Genomic DNA, 16,041 nt, shown 5'->3' on the forward strand with positions numbered 1-16,041 from the left:
GGCCCGCCCTCAGGGCAGGGATCCCTCCCGCGGCACGACACCCTCGCGGATGGTCACGGTCGGATCGAACGCGACATAGCCGGAGAAGTCCGCGCCGACGCGCTCGATCGCCGTGGGGTACGGGTGCAGGTACGCCCAGGCGAGATCCTTCGTGACCTGATCGTTCACGCGGATCGAGTAGTACTGGCATTCGCCCTTCCACGGGCACGTGTAGGGCGTCGGACTCTCCTGCAGCGCGCCCTCCGTGATCGAGGTCGGCGGGAAGTACCGGTTGCCCTCGATGAGCACGACATCGGCGTCCTCGGCGTTGGCGATGACGGTTCCTTCGTATACGGCTTGCATGCGTCGACCCTCCTCAGGGTGTCTTGCTACGGCTTGCGCCGTTTCGACAGTACGCGGACCCTCCGACATCGGGAACAGGGATCCTGCGTTCCGGATTCCCGACGGCGACGGATCCGTCCCGGATCTCACGCAGATCCGCGCCCGTACGCCTCGAGCAGGCGCAGCCAGATCTCGCTCATCGTGGGGTAGGACGGCACCGCGTGCCAGAGGCGGGAGAGCGGCACTTCGCCTGCCACCGCGATCGTTGCGGCGTGGATCAGCTCAGCCACATCCGGCCCCACGAAGGTCACGCCGAGCAGCACCTGGCGATCCTCGTCGACGACCATCCGCGCCATTCCACGGTAGCCGTCGGCGTGCAGCGAGGCTCCCGCGACCGAGGAGAACTCCACGTCCACCGCGCGCACCCGGTGCCCCGCATCCCGCGCGGCGGCCTCGGTGACACCGACCGCGGCGACCTCCGGCTCGGAGAACACCACCTGCGGCACGGCCGCCCGATCCGCCGTCGCCGCGTGCCGTCCCCACGGGCCGTCGTGTACGGCCTCATCCCGCGCCCGCGCCGCGATCACGTCGCCCGCCGCGCGCGCCTGATACTTGCCCTGGTGGGTGAGCAGCACGCGGCCGTTCACGTCGCCGACCGCGTACAGCCAGTCGGATCCGAGCACGCGCAGGGTGTCGTCGGTGTTGATCGAGCGGCCGGGTTCGAGCCCGACGACCTCGAGCCCGATGGCGCGGCTGCGGGGCGTGCGCCCGGTCGCGACGAGGATCTCCGCGGCACGCACCTCGCCGCCGTCCGTGGTGACCGTCACCCCGTCGGTGTCACGCACGACCGAGAGCGTCGCGACGCCGGTGCGCACGTCGACGCCGAGTGCGCGCAGGCCCTCCGCGACCAGCTCGCCGGCGAACGGCTCGACGGATCCGAGCAGTCCGCCGCGGGCCAGCACGGTGACCGTCGCGCCGAGCGACGCATAGGCGGTGGCCATCTCGGCGGCGACCACGCCGCCGCCGATCACGACGAGAGAGGCGGGGATCTCCTCCGCGCTCGTGGCCTCGCGGCTGGTCCACGGGTTCGCTTCGCGGAGGCCCGGAATCGGCGGGACCGCGGCGTCGGATCCGGTGCTGATCGCGACCGCGTGCCGTGCGGTGAGCACCCGCTCGGCCCCGTCGGATCCGGCGACCGTGACCTGCCGTTCGCCGCTCAGACGGCCGTGGCCGCGAACGAGGTCGATGCCGGCGGAATCGAGCCAGGCGACCTGGCTGTCGTCCTTCCAGTGACTGGTGAACGAGTCACGGCGATCCAGCGTGGCTCGCACGTCGAGGTCGCCGGTCACGGCTTCGGCGGCTCCCCCGACGTGCTGCGCCGCCCGCAGCGCCTGCGGCGAGCGCAGCAGCGCCTTCGACGGCATGCACGCCCAGTACGAGCACTCGCCGCCGACGAGCTCGCTCTCCACGATCACCGCGGTGAGTCCGCCCTGCACCGCCCGGTCGGCCACGTTTTCGCCGACCGGACCCGCGCCCAGGACGATCAGGTCGTATTCGTCGGTCATGCCGCCTCCGTCATCCCGTGATACTCGGCCGCTCGGCCGGTTACCGCCGAGGACGTTCGGTTCACGATGCCAGAACGCGCGCCGCAGGGCACGAATTCCTACGGAATCGTCAGAAATGGGGCGGGGCGGGCCGGAGGGATCCGGCGAGCGAGTCCGTCCGCCCCCGAAGGATCCAGGACGTTTGCAACTCTGTCGGACATTTCGGCGCTGTTCATCCTGCAGAGTTGCATACGTCCTGCAGAGTTGCGGGGCCAGCGGGGCGGGCGCGCGCGTCATCCCGGCGAACCGCACGGGACCACCCCCGGATCCCCCTCCCACCCTTGTCGCCCGCCCGACTCGGGAACATACTGTGCGCATGGCGATCCGGGGCACGCCCGTGATGGATTGGACCGGGCGATTCGATCGGCTCGTCGCGCGCGAAGCGCTCCTCGGGGCGGCCGAGCTCGAGGACCTCGGGCAGGCGGCGTGGTTCACCGGCCGCGACGAGGTCAGCGCCCGCGCCTGGGAGCGCGCACACCTGGCGTTCCTCGATGCGGGTGACCTCGCGGCGGCCGTACGGTGCGTGTTCTGGCTGAGCTTCACGCACCATGAACACGGGGAGCCGGTGCTCGCCCGCACCTGGATGGGCCGGCTGCTCGAGCTGTGCGCCCGCGCGGATGCGGATCCGCGCACGGATGCGTTCCAGGAGCTGTGCCTTGCGGTCGCCCGGTTCGCCCAGGGTGACGTCGCAGGATCCGCTCCGCTGTATCGCCGGGCGGCCGAGTTGGCCGTCGCCGTGGCGGACGGCGACCTCGACGCGCTCGCCACGATGGGCCTGGGCAGAGCCCTCGTGCAGCTCGGTCAGGCGGAGGAGGGCTTCGACTGCCTGGATCGGGTCATGCTCCTGATCGGCTCCGGGCGGGTGAGCGACCGGGCGGCCGGGCCCGCGTTCTGCGCCGTGGTGGCGAGCCTTCTCGCGCGCGGTGATCTGGAGCGGGCGCGGGTGTGGACGCGTGATCTCGGCGACTGGTGCGACACGCAGCGGGGCCTGGAGCCGTTCCGGGGCGAGTGCACCCTGCACCGGGCGACGGTGATGCAGCTCGGCGGCGAATGGAGTGCGGCGGCGAAGGCCGCGGAGCAGGTCTGCCGCACGGAGAAGCGCCCGGAGACGCTCGGCAATGCGTGGTATCGGGCCGCGGAACTGCATCGCGTCGCCGGCCGGGCGGCGCAGGCGCGCGACGCGTTCCGCCGGGCCGCCGCGCTCGGAACCCAGATCCAGCCAGGCCTCGCACTGCTGCACCGCGACGCCGGCGAGCTCGACACGGCCTGGAGCGGCCTCGAGCGGGCCAGGGCGAGCGTGCTCGGTCCCGCCGAGCGCGCGGAGGTGCTCGCCGCGGCGGTGCTCGTCGCGTTGGATCGCGGACGTATCCCCGCCGCCCGGATCGCGGTCGAGGAGCTCGGCGCGTGCGCGGCGGTCTTCAACACCCTGTCGATGCGCGCCCTCGCCGCCCAGGCGCGGGGCGCGGTCGCACTGAGGGAGGGGAAGGCCGCCGAGGCTCAGACACTGCTGCGCGCCGCATGGCTGGACTGGCGCCACCTCGACGCTCCCCACGCGGCGGCGCTGGTGCGCGTGGCGATCGGATCCGCCGCCCGTGCGGCCGGCGATGAGGAGGGTGCGCAGCTCGAGTTCGACGCCGCCCGCGCGGTGCTGGAACCTCTCGGCGCGGTGCCCGACCTCGTCCGACTGGAACGGCTCGCGGTGACCTCGCCGCCGACGCCCGCGGATCCGGGCCTCAGCCGCCGCGAGCGCGAGGTGCTCGAGCTCGTTGCCCGGGGCTGGTCGAACCGGCGCATCGCCGAGCACCTGTTCCTCAGCGATCGGACCGTCGCCCGCCATGTGGGCAGCATCCTGAGCAAGCTCGAGGTGCCGTCGAGATCCGCCGCGACCGCCTACGCGTACGCGCACGGCCTCGTCGCCGCGGCCTGAGCCCAGCCGTATCCGTCCGGGGGGGCTGTTTCTGCGGACCCCGACCGGGATCCGGACTTCGCCCCGGGAATGGTCATTTCTGCCGATGCCGCGCCCCCGTGACCCGCCATATCGTGCGGGAAAGCCTGAGAAGGAGGCGACCATGTCCACCACGACACTCGACCTGGCGATCATCGGCGCGGGGGCCGCAGGACTGCACGCCGCCCGGCGCGCCCTGGATCGTGGCGCGAGGATCCAGGTCTTCGACGCGCACGCCCGCATCGGGGACAGCTGGCGGGAGCGCTACCGTTCGCTGCGCCTGTTCACCCCTCGGCGCTGGGCCGAGCTGCCCGGCCTGCGACTCGGCATCGGCATGTTCGACTACCCCACCGCCGCGCAGCTCGCCGACTATCTGGAACGGTATGCCGAGACCTTCGAGATCCCGGTGCGCACGGCCACGCGCGTGCAGCGCCTGCACGTCGGTGACGACGGGCTGTTCGGAGTCGCGCTCGACACCGGGGAGGAGGTCGTCGCGGAGCGCGTGGTCGTAGCCACCGGTGTGCACCACCGCCCGATCGTGCCTCCGTTCGCGGCCGCGGCGGATCCCTCGATCCGGCAGCTGCATTCGCTCGACTATCACGGCCCCGAGGACCTCGCGGAGGGACCGGTGCTCGTCGTCGGCGCCGCGAACTCGGGCACCGACATCGCGCTCGAGGCGGCGGCCGCCGGACATGAGACGATCATCGCGGGACGCAATCCCGGGCAGGTCCCCGGCCACATCGACACCCCGATCGGCAACCTGATCAGCGAGATCTTCATCCGCAGGCTCCGCAACGCCACCAGCGACACCGAGAAGGGGCGTCGCGCGTGGGAGGAGCGGCGCGGGCACGGCGTGAACCTCGTGCGCAACCACATGTCGGATCTGCGCAGGGCTGGGATCCGCGAGGTCGGAAGAGTCACTGCGGTCGACGACGGTCGCCCGATCCTCGAGGGCGGCGAATGGCTGGATCCGGCGACGATCGTGTGGTGCACGGGATCCCGGCCGATCCTGGACTGGATCGACATCCCCGGGTTCGCGGACGGGGACGGGGTCCGGCACGAACGCGGCATGTCCATGGTCGTGCCAGGGCTCGCGTTCATGGGGTTGCCGTTCCAGTATTCGATCGCCTCGCCGACCCTGATGGGCATGGGCCGCGACGCAGAGTACGTGGTCGAGCGGCTGCTGCAGCCTTCCCCGGTGCTGCGGGCGGCGTGAGCCCGGGTCCGCACGGGACGCGGGACTGCCGGCGCCACTGCGTCAGATCCGCGAAGACGGGGTGGACGAGAGCGTCCGGCCGAGATCGAGCACGACATCCAGGCGCACTCTGGCCGCGGGCGCGTCCGGTGCGCCGATCCGATCGATGAGCATCTCAGCGGCGGTGCGGCCGAGCTCGTGCCCGTCGGCGTCGATCGCCGGGGTGTCCTCCTTGCCGAGCGCACGCACGATCGCGCGCTCGGAGCTGACCAGCGGGGGCTGCTCCCCCGCCGACAGATAGGCGAACTGCACCCCCAGTCCGAGAGCCGTGGCGTACGGCACCACCGCGGTGGGAGCGCCGTCGCGCACCGACGCCGACGCGTCGATGCCGGCGGCGAACGTCGAATCGTAGGGGCCGTGCACCGTGATGTGTGCGTCGGTCCCGGTCGCCGCCGCACGGGCAGCGGCGGTGCGCTGCCCGTCCTGCCAGGATCCCGCGGGCCCGCCCAGATAGGCGATGCGACGGTGCCCGCCCGCGATGAGGCTCGCGACGAGCGCGCCGAATGCCGACGCCGAGTCGGCGATCACCGACGGGATCCCGTCGATCTCGCGGTCCACGAGGACGGCGGGCGTCTCGCCCAGGGCGGCGCGGATGAACTCATCCGACCCTCGCGGCGCAAGCACGACAAGCCCGTCGACCTGACGCCTCAGTCGCTCGAACGCGGGGATCTCGGACGCCGACTCGAGCGGGTGAACCACGACCGTGAGCTGGTAGCCTTCCGCATCCGCCCGGATCTGAGCCCCGGCGATGATGGGCGCGAAGAAGCTGTTGTCGAGCGTCGGCACGACCAGGGCGAGGATCCCGCTGCGGCCGCCCGCGAGCAGTCTCGCAGCGTTGTTGACGACGAAGCCGAGTTTCTCTGCGGCTGCGCGAACCCGCTTGGCCGTCTCGGCCGTCACGACCTCGGGGCGCGTGAAGGTGCGCGATGCCGTCGCCTTCGACACGCCGGCGAGTCGCGCCACATCCGCGATCGTGGCCATGAGTGCTCCTTGTCCTTCGGCAAGCTTACTGACCGACTTCCTGCAACCGGTTACTGAAGCACCGACAAATCGCGCATGCCTGTCTGAAATCATTGACCCTCTTCGTTGCGCAATCGAATGTAACCGGTTACAGTACTTCAAACCGATCAAAGGAGATTCGATGCGGAGCAGACTGACACCGACACTGCTGTTGCTGCCGGGGCTCGCATTCCTGCTCGTCGGGTTCCTGATCCCCTCGCTCGCGATGCTGTTCGCACCGCCGCGCACCAAGACCCTCGACATCTTCGTCCGCGTGGGGAAGATGCTGACGGATCCGTACGACCTCGCGATCATCGGGCGCACCGTCCTGCTGGCGCTGGTCGTCACCGTGGTCTGCGTGGTGCTGGGCTTCCCGATCGCCTACCTCCTCGCACGCTCGACGTCGAAGTGGTCGGGGGTGCTGCTCGCATTGGCGATCTTCCCGCTGCTGCTGAGCAACGTCGTGCGCACCTTCGGGTGGCTGGTCGTGCTGGGCTCGAACGGCGCGCTCGGCCAGTTGCTCACCGGACTCGGCATCATCGACAAGGCGCCACAGCTGCTGTACACGCCGCTCGCGATCGTGCTCGGCCTCACGCAGCTGTTCCTCCCCCTCGCGATCATCACCTGCTACTCCGCGGTGTCGCAGGTCGACGCCGGCCTCGACGACGCGGCGCGCGGCCTCGGCGCCTCGCGCACCCGCACCTTCTGGGACGTCGTACTGCCGCTGTCGCTACCCGGGCTCGTGGTCGCGTCGACGCTCGTCTTCGCCGGATCCGTCACCGCCTACACCACCCCGTACCTGCTTGGCGGATCCGCCAACCGCGTGCTCTCGACGCAGCTGTTCAACTACGCCAGCGTGACCATCGACTGGGCGGGCGCGAGCGCGACGGCCCTGATCATGACCGTGCTCGTGTTCGCCGTCTCGGCCGTGGCCTCGATCATCGGCCGGAAGGGAGCAACCTCGTGAAGACCTCACGCCCCGTCGCGACGGCGTTCGCCGTTGCCGGCTACATCGTCATGATCGTCCCGATCCTGTTCGTCGTCGCCGTGGCGTTCACCGACCGGCCCACCCTGCAGTTCCCGCCGCACGGGTTCTCGTTGCGCTGGTTCGGCGCCGCGATCGCCTACCAGCCGTTCGTCGGCGCGCTGCTGACCAGCCTGGAGATCGGCCTGCTCGCCACCTTTCTGGCCCTGCTGGTCGGCGTGCCGGCGACGCTCGCGATCCACCGAGGGAAGCTGCCCGGCAAGGGGATCGTGGAGGGCCTCTTCCTCTCGCCCCTGATCGTGCCCGAGCTGGTCGTCGGCCTCGCGCTGTTCCAGCAGCTCATCGTCGCGTTCCGGATCGACAACTGGTTCGTCCTGCTCATCGGGCACACCGCTCTGCTGCTGCCCTACGCGGTGCGCGTGACGGGCGCGGCGGTCGCCGGCGCGGATCCGTTCCTCGAGGAGGCTGCGCGCGGCCTCGGCGCGTCGCCCTGGCGGACGTTCTGGACGATCACGCTGCCGATCCTTCGTCCGGGGATCTTCTCGGCCGCGCTGCTGAGTTTCATCACCTCGTTCAACAATGTGCCGCTGTCGCTCCTGCTGCAGAGCCGGACGACCCGGACGCTGCCCGTCACGATGCTCGACTACGTGCAGCAGAGCTACGACCCCATGGTCGCCGCGGCATCCACCCTCATCCTCGCCGTCACGGTCGTCATCGCCATCCTGGCCGAGAAGACCGTGGGCTTCGCCAAGATCTTCGGAGGCATCAACAAGTGAACGCCGCAGCGCAGTTCGAATCCGTCACCCAGGTCTTCGGCGACTTCACGGCCGTCGACGACATCGACCTCACCATCCCGGCCGGCAAGCTGACCACGCTGCTGGGCCCGTCCGGATGCGGCAAGACGACGTCGCTGCGGATGCTGGCCGGCTACACCCGGCCGACCAGCGGACGCATCCTCATCGACGGCGTCGACGCCACCCGTATGCCGCCGGAGAAGCGCGGACTCGGCATGGTGTTCCAGTCGTACGCGCTGTTCCCGCACATGACCGTCGCGGAGAACGTCGCCTACGGCCTCAAGCTGCGCGGCACGGGCCGCAAAGAGCGCGACGCCCGGGTCGCCGAGAGCCTCCAGCTCGTCGGCCTCGGCCACCTCGCCGCTCGCAAGCCGCGCGCGCTCTCCGGCGGCCAGCAGCAGCGCGTCGCCCTGGCCCGCGCGATCGCGATCCGCCCGAAGCTGCTGCTGCTGGACGAACCGCTGTCCAACCTCGATGCGCGCCTGCGCGTGCAAATGCGCGCGGAGATCCGCCGCATCCAGCACGAGACCGGGCTCACCGTCGTGCTCGTCACTCACGACCAGGACGAGGCGCTCGAGATGAGCGACGAGATGGTGCTGATGCGCGCTGGCAGGATAATGCAGCAGGGGGCACCCGCCGACGTGTTCAGCGCCCCGGCGAACCGCTTCGTCGCCGACTTCCTCGGCTACGAGAACTTCGTGTCGACCGCGGACGGCCTCGTCACGGTCCGCCCTGAGCACGTGGTCCTCGTGCCAGGAGAGACGTCCGCCGCCGAAGGGCTCGCGCTGCCCGGCACCGTACGCGACATCGCCTATCGCGGCGTCGACATCCTCACCACCGTCGAGGTGCCCGACGGATCCGAGGCGATCCTCCTCCGCTCGCACGTGCGAGCGGAGGAGGCACCCCGCCTCACCCCGGGGCAGGCCGTCACCGTCACGGCCCGGCCCAGGCACCTCATCGCCCTCACCGACTGACCTCCTCCCTCCCTAATCCTCCCCGAAAGGAACGTCCATGACCACGCCTCACCTCCGCACGGTCGCGACCATCGCCGCCGTCGCGGCATCCGCCCTGGCCCTCGCCGGCTGCAGCTCGTCCGGGGCCCCCGCGGCCTCCTCCGAGCCGACCACGGCCTCGAAGACGCTCGTCCTCAGCACCTTCTCGTTCGGATCCGACCAGCTCAAGCAGGCCATCCTCGATCCGTTCACCAAGAAGACGGGAATCAAGGTCGAGATCGATACCGGCGCGAACGCCGACCGCATCTCCAAGCTCCAGCTCGCCGGCGGCGTCGATCCGGGCGTCGACGTCATGCTGATCAGCGACTTCTATGCCGCCCTCGGCCAGAAGGACGACCTGTTCCAGAAGGTCGACGCGTCCAAGATCCCTGGGCTCGGCAAGATCGCCGACTTCGCAAAGGAGAAGGCGTACGACGGCCCCGCCTACAGCTACCAGCTCAACGGCACCATGTACCGCACCGACGTGCTCGACAAGAAGCAGGCCGCAGACTGGGGTCTGTACGGCGACGCGGCCTACGCCGGCAAGCTCGCGCTGCCCGACATCGCCGTGACGGCCGGTCAGCTCACCATCAGCGGGGTCGGCACCGCGTACGGCAAGGGCCCGTACGACGTCGACACCGCATTCAAGACGATGCACGGCTGGGCGCCGAACATCCTGCAGTTCTACAGCTCGTCGACCGAGGTCACGAACCTGATCACTCAGAAGGAGATCGTCGCCGCCGACACGCTGAACGGCTTCGCCACGAAGCTGATCGCGTCCGGTCAGCCGATCGCCTGGACCGCGCCGGCGAAGGGCGCCTACATGGCGACCAACCGTGCGATGATCCCCAAGGGCGCCGCGCACACCGACGCCGCGTACAAGTTCATCGACTACCTGCTGAGCACCGAGGCTCAGACCGCGTCGGCCAAGATCGTGGGCGACCTGCCCGTGAACCCGTCCGCGGAGATCCCGGCGGACGCCACGGCCGTCGTCGGCGACATCGCCAAGGATCCGGTGGCAGCCGGGTACAAGACGCTCGACCCGGCCAAGCTCGTCCCCACCCGCAGCGATTGGGTCGACCGCTTCGCCCGCGAGGTGACGTCCAAGTGACGCCCGCCGTCTCGGACGAGTGGATCCGGAAGCTTCCCAAGGTCGAACTGCACTGTCACCTCATCGGCACCGTGCGTGCGACGACGTTCGCGGACCTCGCGCGGCGCGCGCATCTGGAGCTGCCGGACGACCCTGAGCGGATCTTCGCGGACATCAACTCCCTGCCGCCGGATCCCTCCCTGTATCGCGATACGGTGATCCCGGTGCCGCAGGAGCGATCGCCGGATGAACCGGAGGTCTCCTATTCGCTCTTCCAGGCATCCGCGTGGGTGATCGAGGCGCTGCGCGAAGCGGACGACCTCACTCGCATCGTCTACGAAGCGTTCGAGGACGCACACCGCCTGAGCGGTGTGCGTCACCTCGAGCTGTTCTTCGACGATGTGCCCGAGCATCTCGCCTCGCTCGGCTACGCCGGCAGCGTGGCGGCCTATGCCGAGGGCATCCGCATGGCGGAGCGCGATTTCGGGATGTCCGGCCGTCTGATCAAGGGCATCGACCGCTCCAAGAGCGGCGAAGAGGCGCTCGAGCGGGTGCGAGAAATGGTTGCCAACCCGAACGAGTACGTCGCCGGGATCGGCCTCGACAACCTGGAGACGGTCGGCCCGCCGGAGCGGTTCGCGGATGCCTACAGGCTGGCCGGCGAGGCGGGGCTGAAGCGCACTGCGCACTCCTCGGAGCACGCTCCGAGTGCACAGAACACGATCACCTGCCTCGATCTGCTGGGCTGTGATCGTATCGATCACGGCTATTACGTGCTGGAGGATCCGGAGGTCGTCGCGCGCGTCCGGGATGATCGCGTCGCGTTCACGGTCGGCTCCACCACGTCGCGCCGCTCCTGGCGGTCGTGGCGACGCGCGTCGATCCGGGCGATGCTCGACGAGGGGCTGAACGTCATCCCCTGCTCGGATGACCCCGGGATGTTCCCGACGACCCTCGCGAACGAGTACACCATCCTCAACGAGCAGATCGGCGCGTCCCGCGAGCAGCTGAGCCGCATGGCTCTGCGCGCCGTAGACGCATCCTGGTTGCCCGACGCCGAGCGAGGCGCCCTGCGTGCCGAGGTCGAGGAGTCGCTGGCTGAGCTGGACAGAGCCGGCGTGTGAGCCGGCGGCGGCCCTGATGCCCCCTTCAGGGCCGCCGGCAATCACCAACGCCCGGAGCAGGCGCCATCCTGCCCCGGGCGTTCGTGTCGGATCCACCCGGCGAGCCGCGGCGGTGGAAGCGGCCCGACCCCGGGGCCGCAGGTGGGCGGCCGGCCTCAGCGCGCGAGCAGCAGGTGCGTCGGTGCGGGCGCAAGGGCGCGGTGCCGAACACGGCCCGGGACGCCGGTGCGCTCGTCGAGATCGAGCACGCTGATCTCGTCGGAGCGCTGGCCGGCGACGAGCAGCGCTCCGTCGTGCAGGAGGTGGTGGCGGGGCCAGCCGACGCCGGCGTCGGTGAGCGCGAGGGGATCGACGACCTCCCCGGATCCGCGCACGCGCAACGCGGCGATCGTGTTGCTGCCCCGCACCCCGGCGTACAGGGTCTCGCCGTCGCGGGATCGGCTGACCTCGGCCGGATAGTCGTGCCCTGGTGTCGCGATCGCCGACACGGGAGTGCCGGCCACGAGCCCCCACCGGCCCTCGCGATCGGCGGCCAGGGTGAACAACTCGCACGAGTACTCGGTGACGACGTGCAGGTGCCCGCTGGGATGTACGACCATGTGCCGCGGGCCGGCTCCGCGCGGGAGCACCACCTCGTGGTCGAGCGTCAGCCCCGATGCAGCAGGACGCCAGATCCGCACCAGGTCGTAGCCGAGGTCGGTCGTGGCGATCCGCCCGTCGGGCAGGAACCCGGCGGCATGCGCGTGCGAGACCCGGGGGTCGCCGTTCGGATCCAGGCTGTGCGGATCCGAGGCGTAGGGATCGACGGCGGCGTGCGGGTCCGCGGCCTCGAGGCTCGCATCGTCCTCCGCTTCGTCGCCGAACAGCGCGGCACGCAGCTCTGCCGCCTTGTCGCGCGCATCGGGAACCAGCCCGCCGTCCGCGCCCAGCCCGATCCGCACCACCCGCCCATCGCCGTAACAGCTGGCGACGAGGAAGCGGCCATCGGGCGCGACCGCGAGGTGGCACACGTACTGGCCGGCGGCGACCGGACGTCCGAGCGGACGCAGCGCGCTTTCGCCGGAGCGCACGAAGGCCGCGACCTCGCCGGATCCCTCCAGCGCCGCGTACACGACGTCGAGCTTCGGATGCTGCGCGAGCCACGACGGCGAGGAGACGGGCGTCACCGCACCGCGGTAGGCGAGGGTCGTCGGCCCATGCCCCTCGTCCACCGCGAGCAGCCCGATCCCGTCGGCCGCGCCGTTCATCTCGGGGCCGTAGCCGCCGATCCAGAATCGCGTCATCGGATCCTCCTCTCGCGAGTGCACGTCAGTAGCGGGTGGTCGTCCCCCGCGGCCGGTGTTCGTCCGTGGCGGGTGGTCGTCAGTCCACGAGGTCGTGCCGCACGACGACCTGGTCGCGCTCCGGACCGACGCCGATCACCGAGATGCGGGTGCCGCTCATCTTCTCCAGCGCGAGCACGTAGTCCTGCGCGTTCTTCGGCAGATCCTCGAAGCGGCGCGCGGAGGAGATGTCCTCGCTCCACCCGGGGAAGTACTCCAGGATCGGCTTCGCGTGGTGGAAGTCGCTCTGGTTCACCGGCACGTCGTCGAAGCGCACGCCGTCGACGTCGTAGGCGACGCACACCGGGATCTGCTCCAGCCCGTCGAGGATGTCGAGCTTGGTGAGCACGAGGTCGGTGATGCCGTTCACTCGGGTCGCGTACCGGGTGATCGGAGCGTCGTACCAGCCCACCCGGCGCGGACGCCCGGTGGTGGTGCCGAACTCGAAGCCGCGCGCGCGCAGCCAGTCGCCCTGCTCGTCGAAGAGCTCGGTGGGGAACGGGCCCGATCCGACCCGGGTCGTGTACGCCTTCACGATGCCGACGATGCGGTCCAGACGCCCGGGCCCGACGCCGGAACCGGTCGCGGCGCCGCCCGCGGTCGCCGAGGAGGACGTCACGAACGGGTAGGTGCCGTGGTCGACGTCGAGCATGGTCGCCTGACCGCCCTCGAACACGACGACCTCGCCGCGGCCGAGCGCCTCGTCGAGCAGGTGCCCGGTGTCGGCGACCATCGGGCGCAGCCGCTCGGCGTACGCGAGCAGATCGTCGACGATCTCATCGCAGGTGATCGCGCGGCGGTTGAACACCTTCACGAGCAGGTGGTTCTTCTGGTCGAGGGCTCCCTCGACCTTCTGACGCAGGATGTTCTCGTCGAACAGATCCTGCACGCGGATCCCCACCCGGTTGATCTTGTCGGCGTAGGCCGGGCCGATGCCGCGGCCGGTGGTGCCGATCATGCGCTTGCCGAGGAAGCGCTCGGTGACCTTGTCGAGCGTGCGGTGGTACTGGGTGATGATGTGCGCGTTCGCGCTCACCTTGAGGCGCGAGACGTCGATGCCGCGGGAAGCGAGGGCCTCGAGCTCGTGGAACAGGACCTCGAGGTCGATCACGACGCCGTTGCCGATCACCGGGGTGACGCCCGGCGAGAGGATGCCGGAGGGGAGCAGGTGCAGCGCATACTTCTCGTCGCCGACCACGACCGTGTGGCCCGCGTTGTTGCCGCCGTTGAACTTGACGACCCAGTCGGTGCGCTCACCGAGCAGGTCGGTGGCCTTGCCCTTGCCCTCGTCGCCCCACTGGACGCCGACGATCACGATTCCTGGCATGGGTGCATCCCCCTTGCATGCGGCGGAAGCCGCCGTGCTTTCGCCGGGTTTGCACCGGCAGATGAGCTGGCCCGATCGGGCGGATCCATCCTATCTGAGGGCCCGGACGCCGTTGCGGAGAACGCCCTTGCGGGGAGGCCCGGAGCGGACGGCTGGCCGGATTTCCGCGGACGATGGCGGTCGGCGCACTCGTGGGATGTCGGTGGCTGCTGAGACGATCGGAGGATGCCGGACACGACACAGGGACGATCGATGCAGCCCGCAGGGGCGGATGGGGCGAACGCGGTACGTCCGAAGAGCACCGGCGCGCTCACTCTCATCGCGGCACTGGTCACGGTCCTGCTCTGGGCATCGGCCTTCATCGGGATCCGCGGCGCCGGACCGCACTTCGACCCCGGCTCCCTCGCCCTGCTGCGCATGGTCGTCGGAACCGTCGCCCTCGGCGCCATCGCGCTGCGTCGCGGCATCCGCATGCCGGCCCGCGAGCAGTGGCTCCAGGTCGCCGTGTGGGGGGTGGGCTGGTTCTGCGTCTACAACCTGGCGCTCAATGCCGCCGAGCACACGCTCGACGCGGGGACGGCTGCGATGGTGGTGAACCTCGCCCCGCTCATGGTGGTCGTGTTCAGCGGGTTGTTCCTGCGCGAAGGCTTCCCCCGGCCGCTGCTGATCGGTGCCCCGATCGCGTTCGGTGGGGTCGTGCTGATCGGCATGAACTCGGGGAAGGGCAACGGCTTCGATATCGTCGGCCTCCTGCTCGCGCTGCTCGCGGCGGTCATGTACGCCGGATGCACACTGCTGCAGAAACGACTGCTGAGTGCCGGGGCCGATGCGACGACGCTCACGTGGCTCGGCGCCGCGGCGGGAACGGTCGCGCTGCTGCCATGGTCCGGCAGCCTGGTCGGCGCACTGCAGACGGCTCCGCTCGAAGCCACGCTGTGGGTCGTCTACCTCGGTGTCTTCCCGACCGCGATCGCGTTCACGACCTGGGCCTACGTGCTGCAGCGCAGCACGGCCGGTCAGACCTCGGCGACCACGTATGTCGTGCCGGCGATCGCGATCCTGCTCTCCTGGCTGATCCTCGGCGAGGTGCCGACGCCCCTCATGCTGCTCGGCGGTGCGCTCTGCCTGCTCGGGGTGCTGGTCACGCGGCTCCGGTGGCGACGGCCGGGCGACCCCGCCTGACGGTCGGATATCGTGAAGCGGGAGGCGCGCGAGTGCGTCCGCCGCCGAACGGAGCACGGATGACCCAGGACGCGGATCGCGACGCCGCGATGCGTGCCGAGCCATCGCGACGCTCCGCCCGGCTCCGCCAGCCCACGCCCGCCGTGCTTCCGGTCGCCGTGCCCGTCACGCACAGCGGCACGGGATCTCCCACTCCTCGCCGGCGCCGGGCACTCCTGATCCTCGGGCTCATCGCCGTCGTGCTGCTGCTCGGCGCCGCTGTCGCCACGGTCGTCGGGGTCTGGAACGGGTCGCCGGAAGCAAATCCGGCTGCCGGATACGACCTGTCCACCAGCGCGTCGGACTCCGGCGATGCGCCGCGATCCGTCAACGCCCTGCTCGGCGAGGGCGGTGGATCGCCGACCGCGCCCGACCTGCCGACCGGTGCAACCCCGACGCCTGTCGTTCCCACGGCCGTGCCGGAGGGACCACACCCGGCAGACCCCACGGCCCCGAACGGCTCGTCGCCCGCTGTGCCGGTCACGGGCGGAACGCTTCCCGCGCCCGGGGATGCCGGCGCGCCCTCGACGCCGAACGCGCCCTCCGCCCCGAGCGGCCCGTCTGCCCCGGCCGCCCCGAGCAGCCCGACCACCCCACCCGCTGCTCCGGCCCCCGCCGCCCCGCGTCCGCTCGCCTTCACCGGGCTCACCCAGCACTCCACGATCGGTCTCCTCGGGATCCGGATCCTCAGCAGCGACACGCTCTCGCTGTCCGGCCAGCCGGGGTCGACGGCGAGCGTCAGCTACGACTCGACGTCGGTCGGATCCGTTACCTTCGACGGGGCCGGCCGCGCCTCGCTCACCGTCGGCGGCGGCCTGCTCGACCTGGGCCTCGGCGATCCGGTGATCCGCGTCGCGTACTCCGACGGCACCGCTGGCGCTCCGATCCAGGCCCGGCGCAGCGCGCTCTGAGCGGACTGGCGCAGGGCGCACGGTACGGTGCCCGCAGCCGCCGAGGGCAGTCTCCCGCAGCGCCGAGTGCACGGCTTGTTGCCGGGCGCACGGCCTGTTGACGTGAATCTCCCCATGTACTCGACGGCACCCGGTGCACTCGACGACGACG

Annotated in this window: 14 protein-coding genes; 9 read left to right on the plus strand and 5 right to left on the minus strand. The window is 70.7% G+C overall.

Annotated elements, in window-relative coordinates:
* Window positions 1-9: 9 nt before the first annotated feature.
* On the minus strand, window positions 10-342 hold the full coding sequence (locus ABD882_RS15525) for a DUF427 domain-containing protein (protein ID WP_345188286.1): 333 nt from the start codon (window positions 340-342) through the stop codon (window positions 10-12).
* Window positions 343-467: 125 nt separating this feature from the next.
* Window positions 468-1,886: a dihydrolipoyl dehydrogenase family protein gene (locus ABD882_RS15530; RefSeq protein ID WP_345188287.1), complete on the minus strand. Its 1,419-nt coding sequence runs from the start codon at window positions 1,884-1,886 to the stop codon at window positions 468-470.
* 355 nt (window positions 1,887-2,241) lie between these two features.
* Here ABD882_RS15530 and ABD882_RS15535 point away from each other — a divergent pair, with 355 nt between their 5' ends.
* Together ABD882_RS15535 and ABD882_RS15540 are read left to right on the plus strand one after the other, a co-directional pair.
* The gene (locus ABD882_RS15535; RefSeq protein ID WP_345188288.1) at window positions 2,242-3,852 is read left to right on the plus strand and encodes a LuxR C-terminal-related transcriptional regulator; all 1,611 of its coding nucleotides are present in this window, start codon (window positions 2,242-2,244) and stop codon (window positions 3,850-3,852) included.
* A gap of 142 nt (window positions 3,853-3,994) precedes the next feature.
* A complete protein-coding gene (locus ABD882_RS15540) occupies window positions 3,995-5,086 on the plus strand; it encodes a flavin-containing monooxygenase (protein WP_345188289.1) in 1,092 nt (363 codons plus the stop codon).
* A 42-nt stretch (window positions 5,087-5,128) separates the two neighbouring features.
* On the opposite strand, the gene ABD882_RS15545 is transcribed toward ABD882_RS15540, so the two are convergent.
* The gene (locus ABD882_RS15545) at window positions 5,129-6,106 is read right to left on the minus strand and encodes a LacI family DNA-binding transcriptional regulator (RefSeq protein WP_345188290.1); all 978 of its coding nucleotides are present in this window, start codon (window positions 6,104-6,106) and stop codon (window positions 5,129-5,131) included.
* A gap of 160 nt (window positions 6,107-6,266) precedes the next feature.
* On the opposite strand from ABD882_RS15545, the gene ABD882_RS15550 reads away from it, so the two are divergent.
* The 5 genes from ABD882_RS15550 to ABD882_RS15570 are packed head-to-tail and all read left to right on the plus strand — an operon-like array spanning window position 6,267 to window position 11,109.
* On the plus strand, window positions 6,267-7,091 hold the full coding sequence (locus tag ABD882_RS15550) for an ABC transporter permease (RefSeq protein ID WP_345188291.1): 825 nt from the start codon (window positions 6,267-6,269) through the stop codon (window positions 7,089-7,091).
* Window positions 7,088-7,885, plus strand: a complete 798-nt coding sequence (locus tag ABD882_RS15555; protein WP_345188292.1) for an ABC transporter permease — start codon at window positions 7,088-7,090, stop codon at window positions 7,883-7,885. Before ABD882_RS15550 ends, ABD882_RS15555 begins: the two co-directional genes overlap by 4 nt.
* On the plus strand, window positions 7,882-8,877 hold the full coding sequence (locus ABD882_RS15560) for an ABC transporter ATP-binding protein (RefSeq protein WP_345188293.1): 996 nt from the start codon (window positions 7,882-7,884) through the stop codon (window positions 8,875-8,877). Before ABD882_RS15555 ends, ABD882_RS15560 begins: the two co-directional genes overlap by 4 nt.
* A 37-nt stretch (window positions 8,878-8,914) precedes the next feature.
* Window positions 8,915-10,006 (plus strand): extracellular solute-binding protein, encoded by a 1,092-nt coding sequence (locus ABD882_RS15565; RefSeq protein WP_345188294.1) that lies wholly within the window; start codon window positions 8,915-8,917, stop codon window positions 10,004-10,006.
* Window positions 10,003-11,109 carry an adenosine deaminase family protein gene (locus tag ABD882_RS15570; RefSeq protein WP_345188295.1) on the plus strand — a complete coding sequence of 369 codons (1,107 nt, stop codon included), beginning with the start codon at window positions 10,003-10,005 and terminating at the stop codon, window positions 11,107-11,109. The genes ABD882_RS15565 and ABD882_RS15570 overlap by 4 nt, the downstream gene beginning before the upstream one ends.
* Window positions 11,110-11,264: 155 nt before the next feature.
* Here ABD882_RS15570 and ABD882_RS15575 read toward each other — a convergent pair whose 3' ends face one another.
* Window positions 11,265-12,392 (minus strand): lactonase family protein, encoded by a 1,128-nt coding sequence (locus tag ABD882_RS15575; RefSeq protein WP_345188296.1) that lies wholly within the window; start codon window positions 12,390-12,392, stop codon window positions 11,265-11,267.
* A 79-nt stretch (window positions 12,393-12,471) separates the two neighbouring features.
* On the minus strand, window positions 12,472-13,758 hold the full coding sequence (locus ABD882_RS15580) for an adenylosuccinate synthase (protein ID WP_345188297.1): 1,287 nt from the start codon (window positions 13,756-13,758) through the stop codon (window positions 12,472-12,474).
* Between the two features lie 225 nt (window positions 13,759-13,983).
* Between ABD882_RS15580 and ABD882_RS15585 the strand changes: the two genes are divergently transcribed.
* Both ABD882_RS15585 and ABD882_RS15590 read left to right on the plus strand, forming a co-directional pair.
* Window positions 13,984-14,940: a DMT family transporter gene (locus tag ABD882_RS15585; protein WP_345188298.1), complete on the plus strand. Its 957-nt coding sequence runs from the start codon at window positions 13,984-13,986 to the stop codon at window positions 14,938-14,940.
* A 59-nt stretch (window positions 14,941-14,999) separates the two neighbouring features.
* Window positions 15,000-15,890, plus strand: a complete 891-nt coding sequence (locus tag ABD882_RS15590) for a hypothetical protein (RefSeq protein WP_345188299.1) — start codon at window positions 15,000-15,002, stop codon at window positions 15,888-15,890.
* Window positions 15,891-16,041: the final 151 nt, after the last annotated feature.

This window comes from Microbacterium panaciterrae (assembly GCF_039541635.1).
Taxonomy (GTDB): domain Bacteria; phylum Actinomycetota; class Actinomycetes; order Actinomycetales; family Microbacteriaceae; genus Microbacterium; species Microbacterium panaciterrae.

What these genes read in the sequence shown, in the direction of transcription:
- ABD882_RS15525 (WP_345188286.1), bottom strand. Translation starts at nt 342, where the DNA reads ATGCAAGCCGTATACGAAGGAACCGTCATCGCCAACGCCGAGGACGCC.
- ABD882_RS15530 (WP_345188287.1), bottom strand. Translation starts at nt 1,886, where the DNA reads ATGACCGACGAATACGACCTGATCGTCCTGGGCGCGGGTCCGGTCGGC.
- ABD882_RS15535 (WP_345188288.1), top strand. Translation starts at nt 2,242, where the DNA reads ATGGCGATCCGGGGCACGCCCGTGATGGATTGGACCGGGCGATTCGAT.
- ABD882_RS15540 (WP_345188289.1), top strand. Translation starts at nt 3,995, where the DNA reads ATGTCCACCACGACACTCGACCTGGCGATCATCGGCGCGGGGGCCGCA.
- ABD882_RS15545 (WP_345188290.1), bottom strand. Translation starts at nt 6,106, where the DNA reads ATGGCCACGATCGCGGATGTGGCGCGACTCGCCGGCGTGTCGAAGGCG.
- ABD882_RS15550 (WP_345188291.1), top strand. Translation starts at nt 6,267, where the DNA reads ATGCGGAGCAGACTGACACCGACACTGCTGTTGCTGCCGGGGCTCGCA.
- ABD882_RS15565 (WP_345188294.1), top strand. Translation starts at nt 8,915, where the DNA reads ATGACCACGCCTCACCTCCGCACGGTCGCGACCATCGCCGCCGTCGCG.
- ABD882_RS15575 (WP_345188296.1), bottom strand. Translation starts at nt 12,392, where the DNA reads ATGACGCGATTCTGGATCGGCGGCTACGGCCCCGAGATGAACGGCGCG.
- ABD882_RS15580 (WP_345188297.1), bottom strand. Translation starts at nt 13,758, where the DNA reads ATGCCAGGAATCGTGATCGTCGGCGTCCAGTGGGGCGACGAGGGCAAG.
- ABD882_RS15585 (WP_345188298.1), top strand. Translation starts at nt 13,984, where the DNA reads ATGCCGGACACGACACAGGGACGATCGATGCAGCCCGCAGGGGCGGAT.
- ABD882_RS15590 (WP_345188299.1), top strand. Translation starts at nt 15,000, where the DNA reads ATGACCCAGGACGCGGATCGCGACGCCGCGATGCGTGCCGAGCCATCG.